A 26,291-nucleotide genomic window follows, 5' to 3' on the forward strand; every position below is an offset into this window, starting at 1 on the left:
TGCCCCCCGATTCTAGGAGGCCGGGTGGGCCTGCTCCCTTTCGATGCCGTCCAGCAGCGCCGCCAGCTCACCCTCGCCGGGCAGGTGGCGCAGCGCCCGGCGGGCGCTCTCGGCGGCGGCGTCCAGCTCGCCCATGCGCCGCTGCAGCTCGATCAGGTTGCGCCAGGCGGGCAGGTGGCCGGGCTTGTCGACCGTGACGAGGGCGAAGTGCGACAGCGCGATCAGCGGCCGGCCCAGCTCGACCATCAGCTGGGCCAGGCAGAACCGGGCGGCGTAAAGGCGCGGGTCCTGGCGCAGGGCGAATTCGTAGCTGTCGGCGGCGTCCTCGGCCAGGCCCATGCGCTGCTGCAGGTTGCCGTAGTGGAACCAATTGGAAGCCTGCGTCTCGTCGAGCAGCAGCGCCAACTCGTAGCAGCGCAGTGCCTGCGGGTACTCGCCGCGCGCGGCATGCGTGGCCGCCTGCCGCACGAGGTCCTTCGCGTCTTCGGTGTCCGGCTCGCTCACCATGCTTCGGCCGGGCCCGGGCCCGTACAACGTGATCATCGAACTGCTCCCGCGGCCAGCGGCCGCCCCAGTGCTGCCAATCTAGGCGGGGGGTGTGAGCGGGCCAATACTGCAAAGGCAGGAGAAGGCGACGATCAGGCAGGGTCGTAATAACCCTGCTGCACGGCGTACGCCGTGATCTCCGCCGCGTTGCGCAGCTTGAATTTCTCCATGAAGTTCTGGCGGTGCGTGCGCACCGTGGTGATGCTCAGGGACAACAGTTCGGCGATCTCGCGGTTGGAAAGGCCCCGTGCAACGAGCGACATGATCTCCTGCTCGCGCGGCGTCGGCACGGGCTGCGGCGCGTCGCCCGCCTCGGGCTTGAACACCTGCGCGATGCGGCGGCTGACGTACTGGCGGCCGGCGAGCACGGCGGTGACCGCATCCACCAGTTCGGCCGTGTCCTCGCTCTTGTGCATGTAGCCGTCCGCGCCCGCGGCGAGAGCCTGCCGCACGGAGCTGGCGGAGAGGTCGCCGGTGAGGACGAGCACCTTCACCGCGTCGCCCTCGGCCGCCTTCACTGCCGATGCGACTTCCACGCCATGCTTGCCGGGCAGGCCCAGGTCCAGCACCAGCAGCCCGGCGCCCGTTTCGCGCACCAGGCGCTCCACCTCGCGGCCGTCGCCCGTCTCGCCTGCGACCTCGATGCCGGGTTGCGTCGCCAGCAGCATCTTGAGCCCCTCGCGCAGGAGAACATGGTCCTCGGCGATGACGATGCGGATGGGCATTCGGAAACCTCCGGCTGCGCCTGCGGTATGCCGCCTTCGGGCGGCCGTGCGGCGGCATGAGCCATACTACCCATGACTGCCGAGCTGCGCCAATGCCGCATTTCCTCCGCGCTGCCCTCGTGGGCTTGCTGTTCGCCTCCGGTGCGGTGCGCGCGGACGTGGAGATCTCGTTCTACTACCCCATCGCCGTCGGCGGGCCGGTCGCCAGGACGATCTCGCGCATGGTCGAGGCCTTCGAACGCGAGCATCCGGACATCAAGGTCCGCCCGATCTACACCGGCACCTACAAGGACTCGATCGCCAAGGCGCTCACCGCGCACCGCAGCGGCACGCCGCCGGACCTGGCCGTGCTGTTCGCGGTGGACATGTACACGCTGATCGACGCGGACGCGATCGTGCCCTTCGACGACCTCGTGCCCCGGCGCGACCGGGCGTGGCTGGACAGCTTCTACCCCGCCTTCATGGCCAACAGCCGCGCGGCGGGCAAGACGTGGGGCATCCCGTTCCAGCGCTCCACCATCCTGCTGTACTGGAACAAGGCCGCTTTCCGCGAGGCCGGGCTCGACCCCGACAAGCCGCCGCGCGACTGGGCGCAGATGGTGGACTTCGCGCGGCGCCTCACGAAGCGCGACGCGAGCGGCAAGGTCACGCGCTGGGGCCTGCAGATCCCGTCGTCCGGCTTCCCCTACTGGCTGTTCCAGGGCCTCGTCACCGCCAACGGCGGCTCGCTGATGAACGCCAGCGGCACGCGCACGAATTTCGACGACCCGAAGGTGGTCGAGGCGCTGAAGTACTGGGTGGGCCTGTCGCGGCAAGGCGTGCACCCGCCCGGTGTCGTCGAATGGGGCTCGACCCCCACGCAGTTCGTGGACGGCAAGGCCGCGATGATCTGGACCACCAGCGGCAACCTCTCCAACCTGCGCAGGCAAGCCTCGTTCGAGATGGGCGTGGCGATGCTGCCGGCGCACGTGGGCCGCGGCTCGCCCACCGGGGGCGGCAATTTCTACATCTTCCGCAAGAGCCCGCCGGTGCAGCGGCTGGCCGCCCTCACCTTCGTGCGCTGGATGGTGGCGCCGCAGCGCACCGCCCAATGGAGCATCGACTCGGGCTATATCGCCGTGAGCCCGCAGGCGTGGCAGACGCCGGCCATGCAGTCGCACCTTGCGTCCTTCCCGCAGGCAGCCGTGGCGCGCGACCAGCTGCGCGACGCGGTGGCGGAGCTGTCCACGCACGAGAACCAGCGCGTGACGCGCGCGCTGAACAACGGGCTGGCCGCGGCCCTGAACGGCACGAAGACTCCGGAGCAGGCCATGCGCGACGCGCAGGCGGAAGCGATGCTCATCCTGCTGCCCTACCAGCGATGACGATCCATCGTCGAACCTCGTGGCGCGAGCGGCTGGTGATGTGGCTGCTGCCGCTGGCCGTGCTCGCGGCGGCGGCTGCGGCGTCGTGGACGGTCTGGGACCGCGAGCGGCACGAGATCGAGCGCGAGCTGCAGGCCGAGTTCGACACGCGCGTGCGCGAGACGGTCGGCCTGTTCCGCGAACGCATGCTCGCTTACGAGCAGGCGCTGCACGCGACGCACGGGCTCTTCGCCAGCTCGCCGCGCGTGGAGCGCGGCGACTTCCAGGCCTTCGTCGCCAGCCTGCGCATCGAGACGCACCCCGGCCTGCAAGGCATGGGCTACGCGCTTCGCGTGCCCGCGGGCGAGCGCGAGCGGCACGAGCGCACGGTCCGCGCGCAAGGCTTCCCGGCCTATGCGATCAACCCGCCGGGCGAGCGCGCGGAGCTCACGTCGGCGCTCTACTTCGAGCCTTCGGGCAACACGCTGCTGTCGACGCTGGGCACCGACTACTACGCCGAGCCCTCGCGCCGCCACGCCATGGACGCGGCGCGCGACACCGGCTCCATCGCCATCTCCAACAAGATCAAGCTGCCCGAGGAGGATGCGCAGGCGGTGCAGGCCGGCTACCGCATGTACATGCCCGTTTACGGCGGCGGGCCCGTGCCGCCGACCGTGGAGGAGCGCCGCCAGAAGCTCACGGGCTGGATCTACGCGGCCTTCAGCATGGACGGCCTGATGAGCAACATCCTCGGCGAGCGCACCAGCATCGCGGTGGACGTGTTCGACGGCGGCGTGGGCGGCGGTGACGATGCGGGGCAGGACCTGCTGGTGGACCGCGTGGGCGGCGAGTCGGCCGTGAAGCTGCTCTTCGCGACCCAGCGGCTGCAGGTGGGCGGGTACTCGTGGACGCTCACGGCGCAATCGCTACCCAACTTCGCGACGACGTCCGCCACCAGCAAGCTGCAGCTCGTCGCGGGCGTGGGGATCGCCGCGAGCCTGCTGCTGGCGGTGGCGACGTGGCTGCTGCTGCGGCGGCGCATCCGCATGCGCATCGCGGCGGAGGAGCTGCGCGCCGCCAAGGAGAAAGCGGAGGCGGGCAGCCGCGCGAAGACGCAGTTCCTCGCTGCCGCCAGCCACGACCTGCGCCAGCCCGTGCAGGCACTGGGCCTCTTCACCGCGACGCTGCAGGCGATGGCACGGCGGGCGCAGGTGCCGGGCGAGGAGGTCGGGCAGGTGGCGCACCGGCTGCACCTCACGCTGCAGGGGCTGGGGCGGCTGCTCAATGGCCTTTTCGACCTGTCGGGCCTGGAGAGCGGCACCGTCGCCGTGGCGAAGCGCCCCGTGAACGTCGCGGCGCTGCTGCAGGAGCTGCAGAGCGCTTTCGCCGGCCCCGCCGCCGAGAAGGGCCTGCGGCTGCGCGTGCGCATCCCCAAGGAGGCCCTGTGGGTGGACACCGACCCGCTGATCCTCTCGCGTGTGCTGTCCAACCTGCTGGCGAACGCGCTGCGCTACACGGAGCATGGCCGCGTGCTGGTGGGTTGCCGCCGGCGCGCGGGCGGCCGCATCGAGATCCAGGTGCTGGACACCGGCATCGGCATCCCGCCTGAGGAGCAGGCGCGCATCTTCAGCGATTTCTACCAGGTGGCCGACGTGGACCGCGAGCGCGAGAAAGGCATGGGCCTGGGGCTGGCGATCGCGCAGCGGTCGGCGCAGCTGCTCGGCACGCGCGTCGAGGTGCAGTCGCAGCTGGGGCGAGGCTCGCGCTTCTCGGTGACGCTCTCGACGCTCGCGTCAGGCTGAGTCGAGCATCGACTTCACGAGCGGGATCGTGATCGCGCGCTGCGCCTGCAGTGCGTAGGCGTCGAGGTGCTCCAGCAGCTGCATCAGGCTGCCGAGGTCGCGCGAGAAGCGGGTGAGGATGAAGTCCATCACCTCGTCCGACAGGAAGATGCCGCGCGCATCCGCCGCCTGCCGCAGCACGGCACGGCGCTCCGGCTCCGACAGCACGTGCAGCTGGAACACATGGCCCCAGCCCAGGCGCGTGCGCAGGTCCTCGCGCAGCTTGAGGTCCGAAGGCGGCAGCGTGCCGGCGGCGAGCACGCCGCGCTGCAGCGTCTGCGCGTTGACGAACCAGTTGAACGCCGCGTGCTGCTGCACGGCGGTGTAGAGCTGCACGTCGTCCATCAGCACGACGGCCCAGCGCTCGTCGAAGGCCGGCGGCTCGGCGATCGTGGGGTCGAGCCAGCCGCAGGCAGCGCCCTGCTCGCGCAGCGACTCCTCCACCGCCTTGAGCAAGTGCGTCTTGCCGCTGCCCGAGGCGCCCCAGAGGTACGTCGGCACGGGCGAGCGCGTGGGGCTGCCGGCCCACAGTTGCAGGTGCTTCCACGCGGCCTCGTTGGGCCCGGCCAGGAAGCTCGCGAGCGTGGGCGCGCGCGCCAGGCCGATGTCCAGCGCCAGCTGCTTCATTGGTGTTGGTAAAGGTTCGAGGCCATGTAGCGCTCGCGCGCGCGGCGGATCGCGACCAGCAGCAGGGCGCTGGCCGGCAGCGCGACGAGCACGCCGACGAAACCGAACAGCTGGCCGAAGGCCAGCAGCGCGAAGATCACCGCCAGCGGGTGCAGGCCGATGCGCTCCCCCACCAGCCGCGGCGTGATGAAGAAGCCTTCGATGACCTGGCCGCTGCCGTACACCACGCCCACCATCACCAGCGCCTTGATCGAGGCGAATTCGAGGAAGCCGGCGAGCGTGGCGAGGATCAGGCCGATGCCGAAGCCCACATAGGGCACGAACATCGCAAGCCCGGTGAACACGCCGATGGGCAGTGCGAGGTCCAACCCGAACAGCGCAAGGCCCGTGCTGTAGTAGATCGCCATGATCAGCATCACCAGCAGCTGGCCGCGCAGGTACTGGCCCAGCACGGCATCGGCCTCGGCGGTGAAGGAGTCCACGCCCGGGCGCATGCGCGGCGGCACGAGCTCGATGAGGCGCGCCACGAAGGGCTTCCAGTCCATCAGCAGGTAGAAGAGCGCCACCGGGATCAGCACCACGTTGCCGACGATGGCCAGGGCGACGCTGCCGCCCATCTTCACGGAGGACCACAGCGACGGGAACGCGTCTTCCCAATTCGCCGTGCCGAGGTACTTGAGGAGCTGCGCGCGCAGGCTCGCGATGTCCAGCGACACATGGATGCCGAACTGGGCGAGCCAGGGCGAAAGCGTGTCGTGCAGGCGGTCGAACAGCACCGGCAGCTGCTCGCGCATCAGCGGGATCTCCTTCGCGAGCACCGGCACCACGAGCAGCACGATGCACAGCACCGCGAAGATGAAAGTGAGCTCCACCAGCGCCACCGCCAGCCAGCGCGGCATGCGGCCCTTGCCCACTTCGTCGAGGCGATCCACCACCGGCGTGAGCGCGTAGGCGAGCACCGCCGCCACCACGAAGGGCGTGAGCACCGCGCCGAGCGCGCGCAGGGCCAGAACCGCCACGAAGGCGATGGCGATCCAGGCAAGGGCGCGGCGTTGTGCGGGGGTGAGTTGCATCCCTACCGCAGTTGCAGGTCTTCGTCGCTGAAGCGGATGTTCAGCGGTTCGATGAGAAGCTGCTTCTCGCCCGCTTCAACTCGGCCTGCGAGCGTCCCGGGCACACCCAGCTGCTCCGCGATCTCCAGCGTGCGCACGGCGTCCTCCGGCTTGACGAAAAGCGCGAAGCCCGCGCCCATGTTGAGCGTGCTGTAGGCCTCGCGGTCGTCCTGCTTCGCATGCTGCTGGATGAAGGCCAGCACCGGCGGCACGGGCGGCAGCGTGTCGATGCGGTAGGTGAGCTTGGCCGGATGCCGCAGCAGCTTGCGCCAGCCGTGGCCCGTGACGTTGGCGCAGTAGTGCGGCGTGATGCCGGCCTTGAACAGCGCTTCGGTCACCGGCGAATACAGCACGGTCGGCGCGAGCAAGGCCTCGCCGTACGTGCCGCCGGCCAGCGGCGTGAGGTAGCCCATGGGCAGGCGCTCCACCAGCTTGCGCGCGAGGCTCAGGCCGTTGGCATGGATGCCGCTGGAATGCAGCAGCACGATCGCGTCGCCGGCCGCGAGTTCGTCGCCCACCGAGAGGCGCGACTTCGGGTTGATCAGCCCCGTGCACGAGGCCGCGAGGTCGATGCGCCCGCCTTCCACGATGCCGGCCAGCGCAGGCGTCTCGCCGCCGCCCCAGGCCACGCCGCAGGTGTCGCACGCCGCCTTCCAGCCGGCCACGAGCGCCTGCGAGCGCTGCGCATCGCCGAACCAGTCGGAGCCGCCCGCGGCCCAATAGGCCTGCACCACGAGCGGCGTCGCGCCGACGGTGATGAGGTCGTTGATCGCCATCGCGATCGTGTCCTGCGCGATGCCGTCGTAGAAGCTCCTGCCGGTGAGCTTGTTCATCTCGTCGGCGACGAGCGACTTGGAGCCGAGGCACTCGACGATGGAAGCGAGGTAGAACGGGCCGACGTCCAGCACGTAGGCCGACTCGCCGCGCGATGCCTTCACCTCGCGGAAGCCGTGCGCCCCGAGGTTGCCGGCGGTGGCCGCGGCGGCACGCTGCGCGGCGACTTTCAGGGGATCGATGAGGTCGTAGTTGACGCCTGCTTGCTCGTAGCTCAGTGTGTCCGGCATAGCCCCGAATTATCGCCGCTGACGAGGAGGTGCCTGCCTAGAATCGCCCGATGCCTGCTGCCAAACTGCCCGCGGGGGTGTGGGCGCTCGGCTTCGTCAGCCTGCTGATGGACGTCTCCTCCGAGCTGATCCACAGCCTGCTGCCCGTCTTCATGACCACCGTGCTCGGCGCGAGCATGGTCACGGTCGGCCTGCTCGAGGGCGCGGCCGAGGCGACGGCGCTCATCGTCAAGGTGTTCTCCGGGGCGATCTCCGACTGGTGGGGCCGCCGCAAGCCGCTGGCGGTCATGGGCTACGGGCTGGGCGCGCTCTCCAAGCCGCTCTTCGCGCTGGCGGCGACCACCGGCTGGGTCGTCACGGCGCGGCTGCTGGATCGCGTCGGCAAGGGCATCCGCGGCGCGCCACGCGATGCGCTCGTGGCCGACATCGCGCCGCCCGAAATGCGCGGCGCGGCTTTCGGGCTGCGGCAGTCGCTCGACACGGTCGGCGCCTTCCTCGGGCCGGTGCTCGCCATCGTCTTCATGCTGCTGTGGGCGAACGACATCCGCGCGGTGTTCTGGCTGGCGGTGATCCCCGGCGTGCTGGCGGTCGTGGTCCTGATCTTCGGCGTGCGCGAACCGGCGCGGCCCACGGGCGAGGTCCGCGTCAACCCGATCCGGCGCGAGGCGCTGCGGCAACTCGGGCCCGCGTACTGGTGGGTCGTGGGCATCGGCGCCGTGTTCACGCTGGCGCGCTTCTCGGAAGCCTTCCTCGTGCTGCGCGCGCAGCAGGGCGGCCTCGCGCTTGCGTGGGTGCCGCTGGTGCTGATCGCGATGAACGTGGTCTACGCCGCCGGCGCGTACCCCTTCGGCTGGCTCGCGGACCGCGTGAACCACCGCCTGCTGCTTTGCGCCGGTCTCGCGGTGTTGATCGTTGCCGACGTGCTGCTGGCGCTGGGCGACCGCGGCTTCGTGCTCTGGGCCGGCGTGGCGTTGTGGGGGCTTCACATGGCGATGACGCAAGGCCTGCTGGCGGCCATGGTGGCGGCAGTGGCGCCCGCCCGCTTGCGCGGCACGGCTTTCGGTATGTTCAACCTCGCCGGCGGCGTGGCACTGCTGGCGGCCAGCGGCATCGCGGGGCTGCTGTGGGACCTCTGGGGCGCGCCGGCCACCTTCGCGGCCGGGGCGGTGTTCGGCGCGGTGACGCTCGCCGCGCTTGCCCTGCGCCGGCCGGCAATGTCCTAAACTGTCCGAAACCGGTCCTGCGCGGCGTGGCCCGCGCGGCGGCGGAAGGGAACAATCCGCTCCAACCCAACCCAAGGAGCCCGCCATGAAATCCTGTCTCATCCTGATCGACGCCCAGGAGTCCTTCCGCCAGCGCCCGTACTTCACCGAGCGCGACATGCCCGGCTACCTCGCCGCGCAGAACGCGCTGCTCGAGGGTTGCGCCGGGGCCGGCGTGCCGGTCGTGCGCATCTTCCATGTCGACGGGCCGAAGTCCGCCGACAACCCGTTCGCGCTCGAATCGGGCTACGTGCGGCCGATCGCCGGCCTCGCGCACGCCGAGCCCGCGGCCACGTTCCACAAGTCGCGCCACAGCGCGCTGGTGGGCACGGGGCTGGACGTGTGGCTCACGCAGAACGGCATCGGCCGCCTCGTCGTGAGCGGCATCCGCACCGAGCAGTGCTGCGAGACGACGGCACGGCACGCGTCGGACCTCGGCTTCCAGGTGGACTTCGTGAGCGACGCGACGCTCACGTTCGACATGAAGAACCTCGACGGCTCCACGCTGGCTGCGGCCGACATCAAGACGCGCACGGCGACGGTGCTGGCCAACCGCTTCGCGCGGATCTGCACCGTCGGCGAAGCCCTCGACCGCGCGGTGAGCGGGGCCTGAGGCTTGGTCCCGGTCCTGTTCCTGCTGCTGCCGGGCAGCCTGCTGCTGGACTGGGCCGGGCCGGCCGAGGCATTGCGCATCGCCAACCAGGTGCGCCAGGCGCAGGGGCAGCCGCCGGCTTTCGACCTGCGATTCATCGGGCCGCTTGAACAGCCCGCCACTTCCGTGGGCCCGCGCCTGGCCGGCATCGAGCCGCTGCCCGCAGCGCTGCCCGACGGCGCATGGCTCGTGCTGGTCGGCATGCCCGGCAACCACCTGGACCTGCGAGCACCCGGCGTCAAGCGCGCCATCGACTGGCTGCGCGCGTTGCGGCCCTGGCCGGCCGCCGCTCGCCTGGTGACCGTGTGCGCGGGTTCGCTGCTCGCGGCGCACGCCGGCCTGCTGGACGGCCGGCGGGCCACGACGCACCACAGCCACCTGGACGAACTGCGCGCCGCCGCGCCGCACTGCGACGTCGCCGGCAACCGGGTTTTCGTCATCGACGGGCCGGTGGCCTCGAGTGCGGGCGTGACGACCGGCATCGACCTCGCCCTGCACCTGGTCGCGCAGGAGTGCGGCGCGGTGGTCGCGTCGCGCGTCGCCCAGACCATGGTGCTCGCATTGCGGCGCGGCCCGCAGGACCCGGAGCTGTCGCCCTTCCTCGCGCATCGCAACCACCTGCACGCCGCCTTGCATCGCGTGCAGGACGCGGTGAGTGCCGAGCCCCAGCAGGCGTGGGACGTGCCTGCCATGGCGCGCATCGCGCACACCTCCACGCGGCACCTCACGCGCCTGTTCGTGGAGCACGCAGGCGTGGCGCCGCTCGAATACCTGCGCCGCATCCGCCTCTCGGTCGCGCAGGCGGCTTTGGCCACCGGCCGCAACGTCACGCAGGCGGCGCAGCTGGCGGGCTTCGGCTCCGACACCCAGTTGCGGCGGGCCTGGCGCCAGTTCGGCCTGGCCGGCACGCCGTCGTCCGCGGCCGGTTTGCTACAGAACTCCTAGCGCAAACCCTCGTGCTGCTGGACATTGGCGGGGGTTCGGTCCAAACTGGCCGTCCGTCGTCCGCTGGAGAGTGAGCGCTACCATGCCCGTGATCGCAGTCGTCAACCGCAAAGGTGGCAGCGGGAAAAGCACGATCGCGGCCCACCTGGCCGCGTGGTGCGCCAAGCAGGGCCATGCCGCCATGCTGGGCGACGTGGACCGGCAGCAGTCCAGCCGCGGGTGGCTGCGCCGCCGCGGCGGCGAGCTGCCGCAGATCGCGCCCTGGGCGCTCGACCAGAAGAACGTGCTGCGCGTGCCGACCGGCATCACGCACGTGGTGCTGGATACGCCGGGCGGGCTGCACGGCTTCGAGCTGGCCCGCATCGTGATGTTCGCGGACGCGATCGTGATGCCGGTGTGCCCCTCGGTTTTCGACCGCGAGTCGGCCGCGAGCTGCCATGCCGAGCTGATGACGCTGCCGCGCGTGGCGAACGGCCGCTGCCGTCTCGCTGCAATCGGGATGCGCGTGGATGGCCGCACGAACGCGGCCGATACGCTGAAGAAGTGGTCCGAAGGCGTCGGCGTGCCGCTGCTGGGCGTGCTGCGCGAGACGCAGCTCTACGTCCGCAGCCTCGAAAAAGGCCTGACCATCTTCGACCTGCCGCCCAGCCAGGCTGCAACGGACCTCGCGCAGTGGGAGCCGATCCTGCAGTGGGTGGACCCGATCGTGAACCCGCCGCAGGCGGCCAACGACGGGCCCGGCGCCACCCGCGCGCCCGTGACACGCATCGCGGCGTCACGGCCGCAGGCGCTGATGCCGGCGCAGGAGGCGCTGGTGCATGGGTCGAGGTTGTTGACGGGCGGCAGGCCGCTGAACCCGATGCCCGCGAAGCCGGCGCCCGCGACACGGGAAACGCGCGAGTCGGGGCAGATACCGGGGTTTCTCAGGCGCTAGTGACGCGCGCGACGCAAGTCGGCCACGCGGTCCGCGATGGCATCGATGTCCAGCGCATCCTGCGCATGAACGAGGTAGGTCTCGAGGTCGTCCACGGCCAGTGCGGCATGCCCCTGCTCCGCGTGCGCGAGCCCGCGGTCGCGGTACTCGTTCCACGCGTCCGGCAGCAGCACCAGCAGGCGGTTCTGCACGGCGATCATGCGCTGCCAGTCTTCCTGCGCGCGATGGATCTCCTTCAGGTTGCGCAGCATGCGCGCGATGATGTCGCGCGCCGGCGCCGCCTGCAGGTAGAGGCCGAGCGGCACCTCGAACTCGTCGACGAGCCCGCTGCGCCGCTTGTACGGCTCCAGCCGCTCCGACAGTTCCTCGCGTGACAGCGATTGGCCGGTGAACGGGTCGATGACGACCTGCCCTTTCGGCAAATTCACTTTGACCATGAAGTGCCCCGGGAAGCACACGCCGCGCGCATGCAGGCCGATACCCTGCGCGAGCTCCATCCACAGCACGGCCAGCGAAATCTGGATGCCGCGCCGCGTGCGCAGCACCACGTTGAGGTAGCTGTTGTCGGGGTCGCAGTAGTCGTTGACGTTGCCGCCGAAGCTCAGGTCGCGGAAGAAGAACTGGTTGAGCGTGCGCAGGCGTTGCAGCGGTGCGGCGTCGGCGGGGATGCGGCGCTTCAGGCGGGCGAGCAGCTGGTCCACGTCGCCCATGACCTGTTGGAGATCGAGGTCCGGGTACTCGTCCTGCGCGATGCTGGCCGCCGCTTCGAGCAAAGGAAAGTGCTCATCGCTCTGCACCAGGGTACTGAAGTACTCCAGCGGAGTGGGTGCCGAGAAAGGCAGAGGCATGGATGTTTTGTAATGGACGGCTTGCAGCCCGTCAAGGCAGGGAAAGTCAGCGCGTGACAAACTGCCTGAGCCTGACGCCGGCAGCCGCCAGTGCTGCAAAGTAAATAGCTGCGGCGGCGGCGAGCAGGCCGCCGAGCACCGCGGCGCGCAGGAGTTTCTCGGCGCTCCATGCAAGCCACGGAAATGCGCCCGATGCCCACATCAGGAACACCGCGAGCAGCGCACTGCCCGCGAACACCTGCAGCAGGAACAGGCCCCAGCCCGGCGACGGCTTGTACGTGCCCCGCTTGAGCAGGCCCACGAGGAGCCAGCCCGCATTCACCATCGCGCCCAGCGAGATCGACAACGCGAGCCCCGCGTGGCGCAGCGGCGGCACGAGCACGATGTTGAGCAGTTGCGTCACCACGAGCACGACGATGGCGATGCGCACCGGCGTCTTCATGTCCTGGCTGGCGTAGTAGCCGGGCGCGAGAACCTTGATGGCGACGAGGCCCACGAGGCCAGCCCCGTAACCCGCGAGTGCGATGGCCACCTTGCCGACGTCGCTGTCCTTGAACGCGCCGTAATGGAACAGCGTCGCGACGAGCGGTTTGGCGAACACGAGCAAGGCGACGGCTGCGGGTACGGCCAGCAGCACGACGAGGCGCAACCCCCAGTCGAGCATCGCGGAATAGCGGTCGGCGTCCTGGCTCGCGCGCGCGGAAGCAAGCTGCGGCATCAGCACCACGCCGAGCGCCACGCCGAGCATCGCCGTCGGGAACTCCATCAGGCGGTCGGCATAGAAGAGCCAGGTGACGCTGCCGGTCTCCAGGTGCGAGGCGATCTGCGTGTTGATCAGCAGCGAGACCTGAGCGACCGCCACGCCGAGCAGCGCGGGCGCCATCATGCGCAGCACGTGGCGCACGCCCTCGTCGGCCCACGCAGCCTTCAGCGCGGCGACGGTGAAGCCGATGCGCGGCATCAGCCCGATGCGCTTGAGCGCGGGGAACTGCACCGCCAGCTGCACGATGCCGCCCAGCATCACGCCGCCGGCCATCGCGAGGATCGGCTCCAGCCCCATCGACTTGAACCACGGCGCGCCGAACCACGCGGCGGCGATCATGCACAGGTTCAGCAGCACCGGCGTCGCCGCGGATACCGCGAACCGCTTCCACGTGTTGAGGATGCCCGCCGCCAGCGCCACGAGCGACATGAACCCGATGTAGGGGAACATCCAGCGGGTCATCACCACCGCGGCGTCGAAGGCGCGCGGGTCCTTCTGCAGGCCGCTCGCCAGCGCCCACACGAGCAGCGGCGAGCCGATCACGCCCACGATGCAGGTGACCACCAGCACCCAGAACAGCACCGTGGCCACGTCGTCCACGAGGCGCTTGGTCGCTGCCTCGCCTTCGGTCTCCTTCGTATGGGCGACGGTCGGCACGAACGCCTGGCTGAAGGCACCTTCGGCGAAGAGGCGCCGGAACAGGTTGGGGATGCGGAAGGCGACGTTGAAGGCGTCGGTGAGCGCGCTGGCGCCGAAGATGGCGGCCATCAGCAGGTCCCGGATCAGCCCCGTCACGCGGGAAGCCAAGGTCAGCAGTGAGACGGTGGAGGCGGCTTTGAACAGGGACACCGCAGGGAGTGTAGCGGCTGCGATACAATGGAGGGCTTTGCTGGCAACATCCTCAGACACAAAGGACTAACTCATGGCATCTGGAAAGCCGAAGAAAAAGAACCCGCGTCTCGCGTCGGGCCGCAAGCGCGCCCGCCAGGACGTGAAACTCAACGCCGCGAACACCTCGCTGCGCAGCAAATACCGCACCGCGGTGAAGAACGTCGAGAAGGCCGTCGCCTCGGGTGACAAGGCCAAGGCGACCGAACTCTTCGCCAAGGCCCAATCGATCGTGGACACGGTGGCCGACAAGGGCATCTTCCACAAGAACAAGGCGGCTCGCGACAAGAGCCGCCTGTCGGCCAAGGTCAAGAACCTGGCCGCCGCCGCCTGATTCACTTCAGGTCAGCCCGGAGGCGATCCGCTTCCGCCGTTTGATCAGGGTGCGCTGCCAGCAAAGTAGAAAACCGCCTTCGGGCGGTTTTTCTATTTCCGGTCCTCGGGGAGAAGGCAGGCCTCGCCCACCTCCAGGTTGTTGTCCTTGGCGAAGTTCATGACGAAGTCCCACGCCATGGGCTCGTGGTTGCGCAACTCGCTGTTGACGATCACGACCTTGATGCCGTTCACCACCGTGGGGACGCACCAAGGGGAATAGCTGAGGTGGGTGCCCGGCCGCGCGCCGCCCGGCCGGAAGGGGCTCATGACGCCGGCCAGCCGCTCGGCCCAGTCGCTCGGGCGAAACGTCTTCCCGTCCCGGGTGATGCCCTGGATGAAGAGTTGCTTGGGGGCGGGGGCTGTCATGTGTTGCGGCGCAGCATGCAATTGTACTCTTATATAAGACTTGGGCCCGCGCCCAGCTCATCGGAGTGATGCGGAATCGGCAACCAACGCCCGCAAACGGTGTGCCTACAATCGGCTCTCAACGGCTCACATCGCGTTGAGCCGATTTTTTTTCCAGGAGATGCAGGACATGGCAATCGAGGCCGCTTCGCCCCACACGATGAACACCTACGGGCGCCTGCCCATCGCGCTCGAGCGCGGGGACGGCGCCTACCTGTGGGACGTGAACGGCAAGCGATACCTCGACGCGCTGGCCGGCATCGCCGTCAACACCCTGGGGCACAACCACCCCAAGTTCGTCGCCGCCCTGCAGGACCAGGTGACGAAGATCATCCACAGCAGCAACTACTACCACGTGCCCAACCAGGAGAAGCTGGCCGAGAAGCTGGTGGGCCTGGCGGGCATGACCAACGTGTTCTTCGGCAACACGGGCCTGGAGGCGAACGAGGCCGCGCTCAAGCTGGCGCGCAAGTTCGGGCACGACAAGGGCATCGAGCGCCCCGAGATCGTGGTGTACGAGAAGGCGTTCCACGGCCGCAGCATCGCGACGCTGTCCGCCACGGGCAACGAGAAGGTGCAGAAGGGCTTCGGCCCGCTGGTGGAGGGCTTCATCCGCGTGCCGCTGAACGACATCGCCGCGCTCAAGGCCGCGACCGAAGGCAACAAGAACGTGGTGGCCGTGTTCTTCGAGACGATCCAGGGCGAAGGCGGCATCAACGCGATGCGCGCCGAATACCTCAGGGAGGTCCGCGAGCTGTGCACGGCCAACGACTGGCTGCTGATGATCGACGAGGTGCAGTGCGGCATGGGCCGCACCGGCAAGTGGTTCGCGCACCAGTGGGCCGGCATCGTGCCCGACGTGATGCCGCTCGCCAAGGGCCTGGGCTCCGGCGTGCCGATCGGTGCGGTGGTGGCGGGCCCGAAGGCCGCGAACATCTTCCAGCCGGGCAACCACGGCACGACGTTCGGCGGCAACCCGCTGGCGATGCGCGCCGGTGTGGAGACGATCCGCATCATGGAAGAAGAAGGCCTGCTGGAGAATGCGGCCAAGGTCGGCGCTCACCTCAAGGGCGCGCTGCAGAACGAACTGGGCAAGCTCGCGGGCGTGACCGAGGTGCGCGGCCAGGGCCTGATGATCGGCGTGGAGCTGGCCAAGCCGTGCAACGTGCTGAGCGCGCGCGCGGCCGAAGCCGGGCTGATGATCAGCGTCACCGCCGACAGCGTGATCCGCCTGCTGCCGCCGCTGATCCTCACCCAGGCGCAGGCGGACGAGATCGTCTCGATCCTCTGCCCGCTGGTGAAGGCCTTCCTCGACGAATGACCATGGGCGACAAGATCAAGCACTTCCTGCAGTTCTCCGACCTCACGGCCGACGAGCACGAGTGGGTCTTCCAGCGCGCGGCGGCGATCAAGAAGAAGTTCAAGCAATACGAGAAGTACCACCCGCTCGCGGACCGCACGCTGGCGATGATCTTCGAGAAGGCCTCCACGCGCACGCGCGTGAGCTTCGAGGCCGGCATGTACCAGCTGGGCGGCAGCGTGGTGAACCTCACCACCGGCGACAGCCAGCTCGGGCGCAGCGAGCCGATCGAGGACACCGCGCGCGTGATCAGCCGCATGGTCGACATCGTGATGATCCGCACCTTCGGGCAGGACCGCATCGAGACCTTCGCGGAGTATTCGCGCGTGCCGGTGATCAACGGCCTGACCAACGAGTTCCACCCGTGCCAGATCCTCGCGGACATCTTCACCTACATCGAGCATCGCGGCAGCATCCGCGGCAAGGTGGTCGCGTGGGTGGGTGACGGCAACAACATGGCCAACACGTGGCTGCAGGCGGCGGAGCTGCTCGGCTTCGTCGTGCACGTGAGCACGCCCACCGGCTACGAAGTGGACCAGGCTGTCGCGGGCCTGCGCAGCAACGCGAGCTACAAGGTCTTCAAGGACCCGATGGATGCGTGCCGCGGCGCCGACCTCGTGACCACCGACGTGTGGACCAGCATGGGCTACGAAGCCGAGAACGAGAAGCGCATGCAGGCCTTTGCCGACTGGTGCGTGGACACCGAGATGATGAAGGTGGCCAAGCCGGACGCGCTGTTCATGCACTGCCTGCCCGCGCATCGCGGCGAGGAAGTGGAGGCCGAGGTGATCGACGGCCCGCAGTCGGTGGTGTGGGACGAGGCCGAGAACCGCATGCACGTGCAGAAGGCACTCATGGAGTACCTCCTGCTCGGCAAGGTCTCGTAGCTTCAGCCGTAGCGCCCGCTGCCGGGCGCGGCGATCTTGCCCAGCTTGACGAGCCGCTGCTCGATGCCGAAGCGCGTGCGCCCCAGCGTGTCCGCGAGCTTCTTGACCTCGTCGCCGGACTCGAAACCCGCCACCAGCGTGGCGTCGTCTTCCTCGGACCACGGCTTGCCCGCGTTGACGGGCGGTGCGGCGCGCACGCGCACGGTCGTCGGCGGCCGGGGAGGCGCGGCGTCGAGGGCCTGCGAAACTGCAAACAGGGCACGGATGACGGGCGGGGCGTTGTACGGGCTGTCCTCGGGCATGGCTTCCCCGGTGACGGGGTGGATGCCCTGCGCCAGTGTGTCGATGATCTGGCGCGCGTTCTGCAGTTCCATGGGTCTCTCCTGAGGTGGAATTACTGTATCTGTGTACAGTAAGAACACCAACGCATTACGCGCGGCGCGGGTTGACGCTCAGGCGCCGTTGAAGGCCTCGGCCTCGCGCGTGAGCGCGGCCTCGTGCTGCAGCCACTTGCGGAACGCGGCCACCTTGGGCGCGGCCGCGCAGTCCGGCCGCATGACGATGTAATAGGACTGCGGCACCCTCGCCTCGTGCGCGAACGGCCGCACGAGGCGCCCAGCGGCGAGATCGTCGGCAACGATCACGCTGCGACCGAGCAGCACGCCTCGCCCGTCCACCGCGGCCTGCGCGGCGAGCATCGAGCCGAGGTACAGGCCCTTCGAGCAATCGATGTCGGTGATGCCGCGCTCGGCCATCCAGCTGCGCCACGTCGGCAGCTCGGCCTCGTTCTGCGACGTCGTGTCGTGGATCAGCGGCAGCGTGCGCAGGATGTCCAGCGGCGCCTTCATCGGCTCGTGCGACAGCAGGAAGGGGCTGCACACGGGGAACACGCGCTCCTCGAACAGCAGCTCCGCGAGCAGCCCGGGGTAGTTGCCCTTGCCATAGCGGATGCTCACGTCGACGTTCTCGGAGAAGAAGTCCACCAGCCGCGTCGTCGAATCCAGGTTGACGCACATCGACTCGTGCTCGCGGCTGAAGCGGTGGATGCGGGGCAGCAGCCAGCGCGATGCGAACGAGGGCGAGGTCGACACGCGGACGATGCGATCGAGCTCGCGATGCTGCAGGCCGTGCACGGCGTCGGCCACGCGCTGCAGGCCGTCGCGAATTCCGGGGAAGGCCAGCTGCGCCTCCGGCGTGAGCGACACGCCTTGCGCGCTGCGCACGAAGAGGCGCACGCCCAGGTACTCCTCCAGCGTGCGAATGTGCTGGCTCACCGCCGCAGGCGTGACGCTCAATTCCTCCGCCGCGCCCGCGAAGGTGCCGGTGCGCGCGGCCGCCTCGAACGCCACCCACGCCTGCAGGTGCGAGAGCCTTGCGCGCGGTGCGGCCGGGGGGTTCATGCGGCGCATTCTGCCGCGCGCGCGAAGACCGGGTGGCAACCGCTGCTTTTGGCGCCGATAGCAAGTCTGGTCGCGCGAATCGCGCCCGCGGCCGACCATGGCGACCGCTCCACGAGAGGCCGCCATGTACACATCCAGCCACCTTCCGCCCGTCCAGGACCACAGCGCCTATCGCGCCGTGTTCGCGCCAGACCGCATGACCGTGGGCCTGATGGCCCCGATCGAGTCGTACACGGGCGACACACCCACCATGCGCCGGCACGGCGCGCTGGCGCAAGCCGCGGAAGCCGCGGGCTTTGCCGCGCTGTGGGTGCGCGACGTGCCGCTGCGCGACCCGAACTTCGGTGACGTGGGCCAGGGCTTCGAGACCTTCTCGTACCTCGGCTGGCTCGCCGCGCAGACGAGCACCATCGCGCTCGGCACCGCCGCGACCATCCTGCCGCTGCGCCATCCGCTGCACACCGCCAAGGCGGCGGCGAGCATCGACCAGCTTTCCGGCGGGCGCTTGCTCCTCGGTGTGGCGTCGGGTGACCGCGCGCAGGAATACAGCGCCTTCGGCCGCGACCCCGCGATGCGCGCCGATATGTTCCGCCAGGCCGTGCACTTCATGAAGGCCGCGTGGTCGCGCGACTACCCGGTGGTGGAAAGCGACTGGGGCAGCCTGCACGGCCTGGACCTCGTACCCAAGGCCACGACGCGCACCGTGCCGCTGCTGGTCACCGGCCGCAGCCAGCAGGACCTGCGGTGGATCGCGGAGAACAGCGACGGCTTGTTCAGCTACCCGCGCTCGTGCAACGTGCAGCGCGAGCTCATCGCGCAGTGGCGCGCGGCGGTGACGAAGGCGCGGCCCGGTGAATTCCTGCCCTTCGCGCAATCGCTCTACATCGACCTTGCCGCGAATGCACACGAGCCGCCGAGCCCCATCCACCTCGGCTGGCGCCTCGGTCGCCATGCGCTGCGCGACCTGCTCCAGCAACTGGCAGCGATGGGCGTGAACCACGTTGCGCTGAACCTGAAGTACGGCCGCCGGCCCGCCGCCGACGTGGTCGACGAACTCGCGCAGTTCGTGCTGCCCGAAGTGCCCATTGCCACCCCGGAGGTGCTCGCATGAACCACACGCCCATTCCCGTCAACGTGCCGAAACCGCTCGGCGCGTACGAAGCCGTCGTCGTGCGCGGTGGTGTCGGCAGAGTGTCCGGCCAGTTCCCGATTCGTGACGGCAAGGTCGTGAACGCCGGTGTCGTCGGCCACACCCTCGACCTCGCGCAGGCGCGCGAAGCCGCGCGCATCGCCGCGCTCAACGTGCTGGGCCAGATCCGCAACGCCGTCGGGCTCGACGGCGTCGAACTGCTGCATGTCGACGGCTGCATCGCCGCGGCGCCGGGCTGCGCCGTCCTGCCGCAGGTGCTGGACGGCGCGTCCGAAATCTTCGTCGAACTGCTCGGCGAGGCCGGCCACCACACGCGCGGGCTCATCCCCGTCGCATCGCTTCCCGGCGGCGCAGCCATCGAGTTGCTCGCCACCTTCCACCTTACCCCCAACCCCCCGGAGAAAACCCCGTGAAAGCAGCCCTGTTCCGCGAATTCGGACCCGCCAGCGTCCTCCAATACCAGGACGTCGCGACGCCGAAACCGCAGCCCGGCAACATCCTGATCCAAGTGCTCGCGTCCGGCATCAACCGGCTCGAAGTGTTCCTGCGCAATGGCGACATCCTGCGCGACCTCGCGCTGCCGCACATCCTCGGCTCCGACGCCTCGGGCGTGGTGGCCGAACTCGGCGAAGGCGTCACCGGCTTCAGCGTCGGCGAGCGCGTGATCCCGATGCCCGGCTACCCGCTCGACGCGCGCGACGACCGCTTCGCGCCGCTGTCCGCCGCGCCCACCTACGCCATCGGCGGCATCCTGCGCTGGGGCACCTATGCCGAATACGTGGAAGTGCCGGCGCGGTGGGTCGTGAAGGACCCGACGAACATGGACCCGTCCGAAGTGGCGACGCTGCCCATGGTGCTGGTCACCGGCGTGCGCGCGGTGCGCACCGTCGGCCAGGTGAAGGCCGGCAACCATGTGCTGATCCAGGCCGGCGCCGCGGGCACCAGCAGCTTCAGCATCCAGCTTGCGAAGTCGCTCGGCGCGCACGTGGCGACGACCGTCGACTCCGACGAGAAAGCCGAACTGGTCAAGCGCCTCGGCGCCGACCTCGTGATCGACGTGCGCAAGCAGGACTTCGTCAAGTCCACGCTGGAGTGGACCGAAGGCCGGGGCGTCGACGTCGCCATCGACAACCTCGGCGGCCGCATCCTGCAAGGCAGCATGGACGCCACGCGCGTGGGCGGCACCATCGTCACGATGGGTTTCGTCACGGGTAACGAAGCCACCTTCCGCGTGCGCGAATTCTTCTTCTCGCACAAGACGCTGCGCGGCACGCTGATGGGCGACCTCGACGAGTTCAAGTGGGGCCTGGAGCAGGTCGCCAAGGGCCACATCCAGCCGGTGCTGCACCGCGAGTTCGCGATGTCGGAGGCGGCCGAGGCGCACGAGCTCGTGGGCTCCAACGCGGCCCTCGGCAACGTGGTGCTCGTCAACGCGTAAGGGCAACCGCATGAGCACGCCCCTGCAGGTGCGGCTGCACGCGCGCGACAGCAGCATCTTCGTCGACGGCATCTACCTGATCCGGGGCGTCGCCGGCGCCCTGCTCTGGAAGATGCTCAACGACCACGTGCATGCCGGCCGCAGCGACTTCTGCTACCGCGAGCTGCGGCTCGCGCCCGCGCTGCGGCTGCCCGAGGCCGTGGACAACCTCGCCGCGCGGCTCGTGCTGCTGCAGCGGCGCCTGGCCGACCAGTGCGTCCACCTGCGCCTGGAGAAGGTCGCGCGCGGCCTCGTGCGGCTGCACGTCTCACGGCCGGTGGACCTCGGCGAAATCTGAACAAGAGAAAGAAACGATTCACATGACATCGAAAAAGATCATCGCGGTCTTCGGCGCCACGGGCGCGCAAGGCGGCGGGCTCGTGCGTGCGCTGCTGGCCGACCGCGGCGGCGCCTTCACCGTGCGGGCGCTCACGCGCAAGCCCGGCTCGCCCGCGGCGCAGGCGCTGCGTGAAGCCGGCGCGGAAGTGGTGTATGCCGACCAGGACCAGCCCGATACGCTCGTGGCCGCATTGGCCGGTGCGCACGGCGCGTTCTGCGTCACCAACTTCTGGGAGCACTTCTCGCCCGAGCGCGAGTACGCGCAAGCGAAGGCGATGGCCGAAGCGGCGGCCGCCGCCGGCGTGAAGCACGTCATCTGGTCCACGCTGGAAGACACGCGCCAGTGGGTGGCGCCGGGCAGCGGCCGCATGCCGCTGCTCATGGGCAAGTACAACGTGCCGCACTTCGATGCGAAGGGCGAGGCGGACCTGCTGTTCGATGACCTCGGCGTGCCAACCACGTGGCTGGTGACCTCGTTCTACTGGGAGAACCTGATCCACTTCGGCATGGGGCCCAAGCGCGGTGCCGATGGCCGGTTGAAGTTCACGCTGCCGATGGGCACGAGCAAGCTCCCGGCGATCGCGGCGGGCGACATCGGCGTTTGCGCGCTCGAGCTGTTCTACCAGGGCGAAGCCGTGATCGGCGAGCGCATCGCCATCGCGGGCGAGCACCTGAGCGGCGCGGAGATGGCCGCGCAGTTGTCGGTTGCACTCGGTGAGCCGGTGGACCACCATGCGGCGAGCTGGGACGAATACCGCGCCTACGATTTCCCCGGCGCGGACGACCTGGGCAACATGTTCCAGTTCAACCAGGAGTTCGAGCAGGACTTCCGCGCGGTGCGCGACGTGGAGCGCACGCGGCAATTGCACCCGGGCTTGCAGGACTTCGCGCAGTGGCTGCGGGCGAATGCCGGGGCCATTCCGAAGGGCTGACGCGCAGCGGGTCGCTGCCTGGCAGCCGGGTACGCCCCCATGCCGGACAATCGCCCGGCGCCATGCCCGATCCGAGCCCCCATCCCTGCCTGACCTGCGGCGCCTGCTGCGCCGCCTTCCGCGTCGACTTCGCTGCCGATGAGCTCGAGGAGCACGGCGGCGCGGTGCCGTCCGGGCTGGCGGTGGAAGTGACGGGCACAACCTGCCGCATGCGCGGCACCGACCACTCGCCTCCGCGTTGCGCGGCGCTCACCGGCAAGGTGGGCGAGCGCGCGGCGTGCGGCATCTACGAGTGGCGGCCCAGCCCTTGCCGCGAGCTGGAAGCCGGCAGCGACGCCTGCACGCGGGCGCGCGCCCGCCACGGCCTGCCGCCATTGCCCGGCACGCCGATGCTTTAAGCCTCAACTATTTTTGTGGGGTGTTGGCATTAACCGACACCACGGTTTCGCGGCCCGGCGCAAACTGCGCCGCATGAAGATCTGGGACATTTCGCCGCCCGTGTCGGAGCGCTCGCCGGTGTTCCCCGGCGACACGGCGTACCGGCAGGAATGGGCCGCGACGATCGCGCCGGGCTGCCCGGTGAACGTGAGCAGCATCACGACCACGCCGCATGTCGGCGCGCATGCGGATGCGCCGCTGCACTACGACCCGCAAGGCCGTGCCATCGGCGAGGTCGACCTCGCGCCGTACCTCGGTCCTTGCCGCGTGATCCATGCCATCGGCAAGGGGCCGCTCGTCGAATGGGCGCACATCGAGCATGCGGTGAAGGACCTGCCGCCGCGCGTGCTCGTGCGCACCTATGCGCGCATGCCCGTCGACGCGTGGGACCCGCAACTCGCGGCGTACGCGCCCGCGACCATCGAGCGCCTCGCCGACCTTGGCGTGCGGCTCGTGGGCATCGACACCGCCAGCATCGACCCCGCCGAAAGCAAGACGCTCGACAGCCACCAGGTGATCCGCCGCCGCGATGTGCGCGTGCTGGAGAACCTCGTGCTGGACGAAGTGCCCGAAGGCGACTACGAACTGATCGCCCTGCCCCTGAAACTCGTGACGGCCGATGCATCGCCGGTGCGCGCCGTCCTTCGCCGACCATGAGCCTCACCCTTGAACATTGCCGCGAGCGGGATGCACGCGACCCGCTGCGCCCCTTGCGCGACCTCTTCACGCTGCCCGCGGGCGTGATCTACCTCGACGGCAACTCGCTCGGCCCGATGCCCAAAGCTGCCGCCCCGCGAGTCGCGCAAGCCGTGCAGCAGGAATGGGGCGAGGGCCTGATCCGCTCGTGGAATTCGGCCGGCTGGTTCGAGCTGCCGCAGCGGCTGGGCGACAAGATCGGCACCATCGTCGGCGCGAAGCCGGGCGAGGTGGTGGCGACCGACAGCACGTCGATCAACCTGTTCAAGGTGTTGAGCGCGGCTCTGTCCATCGCAAGCGCCGGTTCGCCGCAGCGCAAGGTGGTGGTCAGCGAGCGCAGCAACTTCCCGACGGACCTCTACATCGCCGAAGCGCTTTGCAAGGAGCGCGGGCTCACGCTCAAGTTGGTCGAGCCGCACGAGATCGCAGCGTCGCTCGATTCCAGCGTCGCCGTGCTGATGCTCACGCACGTCAACTACCGAACCGGCGCGATGCACGACATGCGAGCGGTGACCCGGCGGGCTCACGAATCGGGTGCGCTCACGGTGTGGGACCTCGCGCACAGCGCGGGCGCCGTTGAAGTCGACTTGCACGGCGCCCATGCCGACTTTGCCATCGGCTGCGGCTACAAGTACCTCAATGGCGGCCCCGGCGCGCCGGCCTTCGTGTGGGTGCACCCGCGCCACGCGGACCGCTTCTGGCAGCCGCTCGCCGGGTGGTGGAGCCACGAGGCGCCCTTCGAATTCACGCCGCACTACCGGCCTGCTGCCGGCATCGCGCGCTACCTGTGCGGCACGCAGCCGATCCTGAGCATGACCGCGCTCGAGTGCGGGCTGGACACGGTGCTGGCCGCGCAACCCTTCGGCGGCATGAAGGCGCTGCGCGAAAAATCTCTGGCGCTCACCGACACGTTCATCGCGCTCGTCGAAGAGCGTTGCGCCGGCCACGGCGTGTCCCTCGTCACCCCGCGCGAACATGCGTTGCGCGGCTCGCAGGTGTGCCTCGCGTATGTGGACCCCCACGCTTCGCTGCCCCCCGAGGGGGCGTCGGCCGCCTTGGGGCGGCCCGGCGCCGGCCGCGAAGGCGCCTACGCCATCGTGCAGGCACTCATTGCGCGCGGCGTGATCGGCGACTTCCGCGCGCCCGAGATCCTGCGCTTCGGCTTCACGCCGCTGTACCTCGGCTTCGAAGACGTGTGGAACGCCGTCGAACACCTGCGCGAGGTGCTCGCCACCGCCGAATGGAAGCGGGACGAATTCAACCGCAGGAATGCCGTGACATGAGCGACCGACCCGAAGACGCCAAGCTGGATTTCAGCCGGGACATGAGCTACGGCGACTACCTGCAGCTCGACGCCATCCTCAACGCGCAGAAGCCGCTCTCGCCCGGCCACGACGAGATGCTTTTCATCATCCAGCACCAGACGAGCGAGCTGTGGATGAAGCTGATGCTGCACGAACTCGGCGCGGCCATCTCCAGCGTCGCGAACGACGAGCTCGCGCCCGCCTTCAAGATGCTGGCGCGTGTGTCGCGCATCCTCGAGCAACTGGTGCACGCGTGGGACGTGCTGGCGACGATGACGCCGCCCGAGTACAGCGCGATCCGGCCTTACCTCGGCGCGTCGAGCGGCTTCCAGAGCTGGCAATACCGCTGCGTGGAGTTTCGCCTCGGCAACAAGAGCGCGACAATGCTCAAGCCGCACGAGCACCATGCCGGCCGGCTCGACATCGTGCGCCAGGCCTACGAGTCGCCCTCGCTCTACGACGAAGCCCTGCGCCTGCTCGCGCGCCGCGGCTTGCAGATCCCGCAGGACCATCTGCAGCGCGACTGGACGCAGCCCTACGTCGCGAGCGACGAGGTGGAACAGGCCTGGCTGCAGGTCTACCGGGAGCCGCAGAAGCACTGGGACCTGTACCAGCTGGGCGAGGAGCTCACCGACCTGGAAGACGCCTTTCGCCTCTGGCGCTTCCGCCACGTGACGACGGTGGAGCGCATCATCGGCTTCAAGCGCGGCACGGGCGGCACCGGCGGCGTGAGCTATTTGCGCAGGATGTTGGAGGTGGTGCTCTTCCCGGAAATCTGGAAGCTGCGCACGGACCTGTGATCAGTGGCCGTAGAGCCACGGCAGGTCGAGCAGCTTCTCCCCCAGGACGCGCATCGACAGGTTGCGAGCGATCCGCAGCGGCCCGCCGGCATGGAAGATCGTCGCGTTGCGCAGCGACCGCGCCTGCACGCGCGCGCAGCGCTGCCAGCGGCTGAGCGCATAGCGCTGCAACGCCGTCTCGACGTCGATCACGCGGCCGTCGGCAACGGAGAGGACACGTTGCAGTTCGCGCGCGTCCTCGATCGCCATGCCCGCGCCCTGCGCGAGGTAAGGAAGCATCGGGTGCGCCGCATCACCGAGCAGCGCGACGCGGCCTTTCGCCATCTGCGCGGCACTCGCGACGCGCGGCCTGCCGTTCAGCGGCCACAACCGCCATTGAGCGACGGACTCGAGCTGCCTGCGTACCTCGGAACAGATGCGGCCGAGCGACGAGAACAGCTGCTCGCGCACGCCTTCGTGGTCCCAGCTGCGCGCGTCGCCGCTCGGCTGCGGGCCTTCCACGATGCAGACAACGTTGAGGAACTCGCCACCGGCAACCGGGTACGTGACCATGTGCATGCGCGGGCCCAGCCACGCGGTCACTTGCGCGCTTGCAGCGCCGCCGGCTGCGAACGGGAGCAGGCCGCGATACGCGAGGTGGCCCGTGTAGCGTGGCGCTTCGGAACCGGCAACATGAGCGCGCACCGTGCTCCACAGCCCATCGGCACCCACCAGCGCGTCGCCTTCCGCGTCCGCGCGGCCCGGGCATGTCACGCGGACGCAGTCGCCGGTTTCGAGCAGCGAAGAAACGGCGGTCGCCACGTGCAGGGGCACACCACTTGCGACGGCCGTGCCGAACAACGCGGCGTGCAGGTCCGCCCGGTGGACGGTGAGGTACGGCGCGCCGTAGCGCGCCTCGAAGTCGTCCAGGCGCAATCCGCCGAGCGCGCCGCCGTCGACGGCGTCACAGACCACGAGGCGTTGCGGATGCACCACCCGCTCGGCAAGTGGCCCCTCCAGCAAGCCCCAATCACGCAGGATGCGCGTGGCGTTCGGCCCGAGCTGGATGCCCGCGCCGACCTCCGAAAACGTCTGTGCCTGCTCGAACACGCGCGCGGACCACCCGGCCCGCGTGGCCGCCACTGCCGCCGCCAGCCCGCCGATGCCGCCGCCGGCGATCAACAGCTCATTGCCCATGG

The 26,291-nt window shown here is 69.5% G+C and carries 29 protein-coding genes; 18 read left to right on the forward strand and 11 right to left on the reverse strand.

Annotated elements, in window-relative coordinates:
- Nucleotides 1-12: 12 nt before the first annotated feature.
- The gene (locus tag H8R02_RS23280) at nt 13-543 is read right to left on the reverse strand and encodes a tetratricopeptide repeat protein (RefSeq protein ID WP_187083893.1); all 531 of its coding nucleotides are present in this window, start codon (nt 541-543) and stop codon (nt 13-15) included.
- A 95-nt stretch (nt 544-638) separates the two neighbouring features.
- Nucleotides 639-1,271 carry a response regulator gene (locus tag H8R02_RS23285; protein WP_187083894.1) on the reverse strand — a complete coding sequence of 211 codons (633 nt, stop codon included), beginning with the start codon at nt 1,269-1,271 and terminating at the stop codon, nt 639-641.
- A gap of 92 nt (nt 1,272-1,363) precedes the next feature.
- Between H8R02_RS23285 and H8R02_RS23290 the strand changes: the two genes are divergently transcribed.
- Nucleotides 1,364-2,635, forward strand: a complete 1,272-nt coding sequence (locus H8R02_RS23290) for an ABC transporter substrate-binding protein (protein WP_187083895.1) — start codon at nt 1,364-1,366, stop codon at nt 2,633-2,635.
- A complete protein-coding gene (locus H8R02_RS23295) occupies nt 2,632-4,416 on the forward strand; it encodes a CHASE domain-containing protein (protein ID WP_187083896.1) in 1,785 nt (594 codons plus the stop codon). Before H8R02_RS23290 ends, H8R02_RS23295 begins: the two co-directional genes overlap by 4 nt.
- On the opposite strand, the gene hda is transcribed toward H8R02_RS23295, so the two are convergent.
- Genes hda through H8R02_RS23310 form a run of 3 tightly spaced genes read right to left on the reverse strand, consistent with a single transcriptional unit; the run spans nt 4,408 to nt 7,258 of the window.
- Nucleotides 4,408-5,082: a DnaA regulatory inactivator Hda gene (gene hda / locus H8R02_RS23300; RefSeq protein WP_187083897.1), complete on the reverse strand. Its 675-nt coding sequence runs from the start codon at nt 5,080-5,082 to the stop codon at nt 4,408-4,410. The two genes, H8R02_RS23295 and hda, sit on opposite strands and share 9 nt — an antisense overlap.
- On the reverse strand, nt 5,079-6,155 hold the full coding sequence (locus H8R02_RS23305) for an AI-2E family transporter (RefSeq protein WP_187083898.1): 1,077 nt from the start codon (nt 6,153-6,155) through the stop codon (nt 5,079-5,081). Before H8R02_RS23305 ends, hda begins: the two co-directional genes overlap by 4 nt.
- Nucleotides 6,156-6,157: 2 nt before the next feature.
- Nucleotides 6,158-7,258, reverse strand: a complete 1,101-nt coding sequence (locus tag H8R02_RS23310) for an AIR synthase related protein (RefSeq protein ID WP_187083899.1) — start codon at nt 7,256-7,258, stop codon at nt 6,158-6,160.
- A 50-nt stretch (nt 7,259-7,308) separates the two neighbouring features.
- On the opposite strand from H8R02_RS23310, the gene H8R02_RS23315 reads away from it, so the two are divergent.
- From H8R02_RS23315 to H8R02_RS23330, 4 genes are all read left to right on the forward strand, one after another.
- On the forward strand, nt 7,309-8,481 hold the full coding sequence (locus H8R02_RS23315) for an MFS transporter (RefSeq protein WP_187083900.1): 1,173 nt from the start codon (nt 7,309-7,311) through the stop codon (nt 8,479-8,481).
- 85 nt (nt 8,482-8,566) lie between these two features.
- Nucleotides 8,567-9,133: an isochorismatase family protein gene (locus H8R02_RS23320; protein ID WP_187083901.1), complete on the forward strand. Its 567-nt coding sequence runs from the start codon at nt 8,567-8,569 to the stop codon at nt 9,131-9,133.
- Nucleotides 9,134-9,136: 3 nt separating this feature from the next.
- Nucleotides 9,137-10,117: a GlxA family transcriptional regulator gene (locus tag H8R02_RS23325; protein WP_187083902.1), complete on the forward strand. Its 981-nt coding sequence runs from the start codon at nt 9,137-9,139 to the stop codon at nt 10,115-10,117.
- Between the two features lie 82 nt (nt 10,118-10,199).
- Entirely contained in the window at nt 10,200-11,051 is an 852-nt protein-coding gene (locus tag H8R02_RS23330; protein ID WP_187083903.1) for a nucleotide-binding protein, read from the forward strand.
- Here the strand turns inward: H8R02_RS23330 and H8R02_RS23335 are convergent.
- Both H8R02_RS23335 and murJ read right to left on the reverse strand, forming a co-directional pair.
- Nucleotides 11,048-11,899 carry a SirB1 family protein gene (locus tag H8R02_RS23335; protein ID WP_187083904.1) on the reverse strand — a complete coding sequence of 284 codons (852 nt, stop codon included), beginning with the start codon at nt 11,897-11,899 and terminating at the stop codon, nt 11,048-11,050. The genes H8R02_RS23330 and H8R02_RS23335 overlap by 4 nt on opposite strands.
- Nucleotides 11,900-11,945: 46 nt before the next feature.
- Entirely contained in the window at nt 11,946-13,511 is a 1,566-nt protein-coding gene (gene murJ, locus H8R02_RS23340) for a murein biosynthesis integral membrane protein MurJ (RefSeq protein ID WP_187083905.1), read from the reverse strand.
- Nucleotides 13,512-13,584: 73 nt separating this feature from the next.
- On the opposite strand from murJ, the gene rpsT reads away from it, so the two are divergent.
- The gene (gene rpsT, locus H8R02_RS23345) at nt 13,585-13,884 is read left to right on the forward strand and encodes a 30S ribosomal protein S20 (protein ID WP_187083906.1); all 300 of its coding nucleotides are present in this window, start codon (nt 13,585-13,587) and stop codon (nt 13,882-13,884) included.
- A gap of 92 nt (nt 13,885-13,976) precedes the next feature.
- On the opposite strand, the gene H8R02_RS23350 is transcribed toward rpsT, so the two are convergent.
- Nucleotides 13,977-14,291, reverse strand: coding sequence for a DUF3579 domain-containing protein (locus tag H8R02_RS23350; protein WP_187083907.1), 315 nt, complete (start codon nt 14,289-14,291; stop codon nt 13,977-13,979).
- Between the two features lie 169 nt (nt 14,292-14,460).
- Between H8R02_RS23350 and H8R02_RS23355 the strand changes: the two genes are divergently transcribed.
- Nucleotides 14,461-15,651, forward strand: coding sequence for an aspartate aminotransferase family protein (locus tag H8R02_RS23355; RefSeq protein ID WP_187083908.1), 1,191 nt, complete (start codon nt 14,461-14,463; stop codon nt 15,649-15,651).
- 2 nt (nt 15,652-15,653) lie between these two features.
- Nucleotides 15,654-16,577: an ornithine carbamoyltransferase gene (gene argF, locus H8R02_RS23360; protein ID WP_435531299.1), complete on the forward strand. Its 924-nt coding sequence runs from the start codon at nt 15,654-15,656 to the stop codon at nt 16,575-16,577.
- A gap of 2 nt (nt 16,578-16,579) precedes the next feature.
- On the opposite strand, the gene H8R02_RS23365 is transcribed toward argF, so the two are convergent.
- Nucleotides 16,580-16,951 carry a hypothetical protein gene (locus tag H8R02_RS23365; protein ID WP_187083910.1) on the reverse strand — a complete coding sequence of 124 codons (372 nt, stop codon included), beginning with the start codon at nt 16,949-16,951 and terminating at the stop codon, nt 16,580-16,582.
- Nucleotides 16,952-17,029: 78 nt separating this feature from the next.
- Nucleotides 17,030-17,977: a transcriptional regulator GcvA gene (gcvA, locus tag H8R02_RS23370; RefSeq protein ID WP_187083911.1), complete on the reverse strand. Its 948-nt coding sequence runs from the start codon at nt 17,975-17,977 to the stop codon at nt 17,030-17,032.
- A 124-nt stretch (nt 17,978-18,101) separates the two neighbouring features.
- Here gcvA and H8R02_RS23375 point away from each other — a divergent pair, with 124 nt between their 5' ends.
- The 9 genes from H8R02_RS23375 to kynA all read left to right on the forward strand — a co-directional run bounded on the left by H8R02_RS23375 (nt 18,102) and on the right by kynA (nt 25,113).
- Nucleotides 18,102-19,088 (forward strand): LLM class oxidoreductase, encoded by a 987-nt coding sequence (locus tag H8R02_RS23375; protein WP_187083912.1) that lies wholly within the window; start codon nt 18,102-18,104, stop codon nt 19,086-19,088.
- Nucleotides 19,085-19,540, forward strand: coding sequence for a RidA family protein (locus tag H8R02_RS23380; RefSeq protein ID WP_187083913.1), 456 nt, complete (start codon nt 19,085-19,087; stop codon nt 19,538-19,540). Before H8R02_RS23375 ends, H8R02_RS23380 begins: the two co-directional genes overlap by 4 nt.
- Nucleotides 19,537-20,565 (forward strand): quinone oxidoreductase family protein, encoded by a 1,029-nt coding sequence (locus tag H8R02_RS23385; protein WP_187083914.1) that lies wholly within the window; start codon nt 19,537-19,539, stop codon nt 20,563-20,565. Before H8R02_RS23380 ends, H8R02_RS23385 begins: the two co-directional genes overlap by 4 nt.
- A gap of 10 nt (nt 20,566-20,575) precedes the next feature.
- Complete coding sequence (locus H8R02_RS23390; protein ID WP_187083915.1) at nt 20,576-20,902, forward strand: hypothetical protein; 327 nt, start codon at nt 20,576-20,578, stop codon at nt 20,900-20,902.
- A 22-nt stretch (nt 20,903-20,924) separates the two neighbouring features.
- Nucleotides 20,925-21,875, forward strand: a complete 951-nt coding sequence (locus H8R02_RS23395) for an NmrA/HSCARG family protein (RefSeq protein ID WP_187083916.1) — start codon at nt 20,925-20,927, stop codon at nt 21,873-21,875.
- Nucleotides 21,876-21,937: 62 nt separating this feature from the next.
- Entirely contained in the window at nt 21,938-22,273 is a 336-nt protein-coding gene (locus H8R02_RS23400; RefSeq protein ID WP_187083917.1) for a YkgJ family cysteine cluster protein, read from the forward strand.
- A gap of 73 nt (nt 22,274-22,346) precedes the next feature.
- Nucleotides 22,347-22,970 (forward strand): arylformamidase, encoded by a 624-nt coding sequence (kynB, locus tag H8R02_RS23405; RefSeq protein WP_187083918.1) that lies wholly within the window; start codon nt 22,347-22,349, stop codon nt 22,968-22,970.
- Entirely contained in the window at nt 22,967-24,292 is a 1,326-nt protein-coding gene (gene kynU / locus H8R02_RS23410) for a kynureninase (RefSeq protein ID WP_187083919.1), read from the forward strand. Before kynB ends, kynU begins: the two co-directional genes overlap by 4 nt.
- Entirely contained in the window at nt 24,289-25,113 is an 825-nt protein-coding gene (gene kynA, locus H8R02_RS23415) for a tryptophan 2,3-dioxygenase (protein WP_187083920.1), read from the forward strand. Before kynU ends, kynA begins: the two co-directional genes overlap by 4 nt.
- Here the strand turns inward: kynA and H8R02_RS23420 are convergent, their stop codons facing one another.
- Nucleotides 25,114-26,289 carry an FAD-dependent monooxygenase gene (locus H8R02_RS23420; RefSeq protein WP_187083921.1) on the reverse strand — a complete coding sequence of 392 codons (1,176 nt, stop codon included), beginning with the start codon at nt 26,287-26,289 and terminating at the stop codon, nt 25,114-25,116.
- Between the last annotated feature and the right edge of the window lie 2 nt (nt 26,290-26,291).

It is taken from the genome of Ramlibacter albus (assembly GCF_014297445.1).
Classification (GTDB): domain Bacteria; phylum Pseudomonadota; class Gammaproteobacteria; order Burkholderiales; family Burkholderiaceae_C; genus Ramlibacter; species Ramlibacter albus.

What these genes read in the sequence shown, in the direction of transcription:
- H8R02_RS23280 (WP_187083893.1), bottom strand. Translation starts at nt 543, where the DNA reads ATGATCACGTTGTACGGGCCCGGGCCCGGCCGAAGCATGGTGAGCGAG.
- H8R02_RS23285 (WP_187083894.1), bottom strand. Translation starts at nt 1,271, where the DNA reads ATGCCCATCCGCATCGTCATCGCCGAGGACCATGTTCTCCTGCGCGAG.
- H8R02_RS23290 (WP_187083895.1), top strand. Translation starts at nt 1,364, where the DNA reads ATGCCGCATTTCCTCCGCGCTGCCCTCGTGGGCTTGCTGTTCGCCTCC.
- H8R02_RS23295 (WP_187083896.1), top strand. Translation starts at nt 2,632, where the DNA reads ATGACGATCCATCGTCGAACCTCGTGGCGCGAGCGGCTGGTGATGTGG.
- hda (WP_187083897.1), bottom strand. Translation starts at nt 5,082, where the DNA reads ATGAAGCAGCTGGCGCTGGACATCGGCCTGGCGCGCGCGCCCACGCTC.
- H8R02_RS23305 (WP_187083898.1), bottom strand. Translation starts at nt 6,155, where the DNA reads ATGCAACTCACCCCCGCACAACGCCGCGCCCTTGCCTGGATCGCCATC.
- H8R02_RS23310 (WP_187083899.1), bottom strand. Translation starts at nt 7,258, where the DNA reads ATGCCGGACACACTGAGCTACGAGCAAGCAGGCGTCAACTACGACCTC.
- H8R02_RS23315 (WP_187083900.1), top strand. Translation starts at nt 7,309, where the DNA reads ATGCCTGCTGCCAAACTGCCCGCGGGGGTGTGGGCGCTCGGCTTCGTC.
- H8R02_RS23320 (WP_187083901.1), top strand. Translation starts at nt 8,567, where the DNA reads ATGAAATCCTGTCTCATCCTGATCGACGCCCAGGAGTCCTTCCGCCAG.
- H8R02_RS23330 (WP_187083903.1), top strand. Translation starts at nt 10,200, where the DNA reads ATGCCCGTGATCGCAGTCGTCAACCGCAAAGGTGGCAGCGGGAAAAGC.
- H8R02_RS23335 (WP_187083904.1), bottom strand. Translation starts at nt 11,899, where the DNA reads ATGCCTCTGCCTTTCTCGGCACCCACTCCGCTGGAGTACTTCAGTACC.
- rpsT (WP_187083906.1), top strand. Translation starts at nt 13,585, where the DNA reads ATGGCATCTGGAAAGCCGAAGAAAAAGAACCCGCGTCTCGCGTCGGGC.
- H8R02_RS23350 (WP_187083907.1), bottom strand. Translation starts at nt 14,291, where the DNA reads ATGACAGCCCCCGCCCCCAAGCAACTCTTCATCCAGGGCATCACCCGG.
- H8R02_RS23355 (WP_187083908.1), top strand. Translation starts at nt 14,461, where the DNA reads ATGGCAATCGAGGCCGCTTCGCCCCACACGATGAACACCTACGGGCGC.
- argF (WP_435531299.1), top strand. Translation starts at nt 15,654, where the DNA reads ATGGGCGACAAGATCAAGCACTTCCTGCAGTTCTCCGACCTCACGGCC.
- H8R02_RS23365 (WP_187083910.1), bottom strand. Translation starts at nt 16,951, where the DNA reads ATGGAACTGCAGAACGCGCGCCAGATCATCGACACACTGGCGCAGGGC.
- gcvA (WP_187083911.1), bottom strand. Translation starts at nt 17,977, where the DNA reads ATGAACCCCCCGGCCGCACCGCGCGCAAGGCTCTCGCACCTGCAGGCG.
- H8R02_RS23375 (WP_187083912.1), top strand. Translation starts at nt 18,102, where the DNA reads ATGTACACATCCAGCCACCTTCCGCCCGTCCAGGACCACAGCGCCTAT.
- H8R02_RS23380 (WP_187083913.1), top strand. Translation starts at nt 19,085, where the DNA reads ATGAACCACACGCCCATTCCCGTCAACGTGCCGAAACCGCTCGGCGCG.
- H8R02_RS23390 (WP_187083915.1), top strand. Translation starts at nt 20,576, where the DNA reads ATGAGCACGCCCCTGCAGGTGCGGCTGCACGCGCGCGACAGCAGCATC.
- H8R02_RS23395 (WP_187083916.1), top strand. Translation starts at nt 20,925, where the DNA reads ATGACATCGAAAAAGATCATCGCGGTCTTCGGCGCCACGGGCGCGCAA.
- H8R02_RS23400 (WP_187083917.1), top strand. Translation starts at nt 21,938, where the DNA reads ATGCCCGATCCGAGCCCCCATCCCTGCCTGACCTGCGGCGCCTGCTGC.
- kynB (WP_187083918.1), top strand. Translation starts at nt 22,347, where the DNA reads ATGAAGATCTGGGACATTTCGCCGCCCGTGTCGGAGCGCTCGCCGGTG.
- kynU (WP_187083919.1), top strand. Translation starts at nt 22,967, where the DNA reads ATGAGCCTCACCCTTGAACATTGCCGCGAGCGGGATGCACGCGACCCG.
- kynA (WP_187083920.1), top strand. Translation starts at nt 24,289, where the DNA reads ATGAGCGACCGACCCGAAGACGCCAAGCTGGATTTCAGCCGGGACATG.
- H8R02_RS23420 (WP_187083921.1), bottom strand. Translation starts at nt 26,289, where the DNA reads ATGGGCAATGAGCTGTTGATCGCCGGCGGCGGCATCGGCGGGCTGGCG.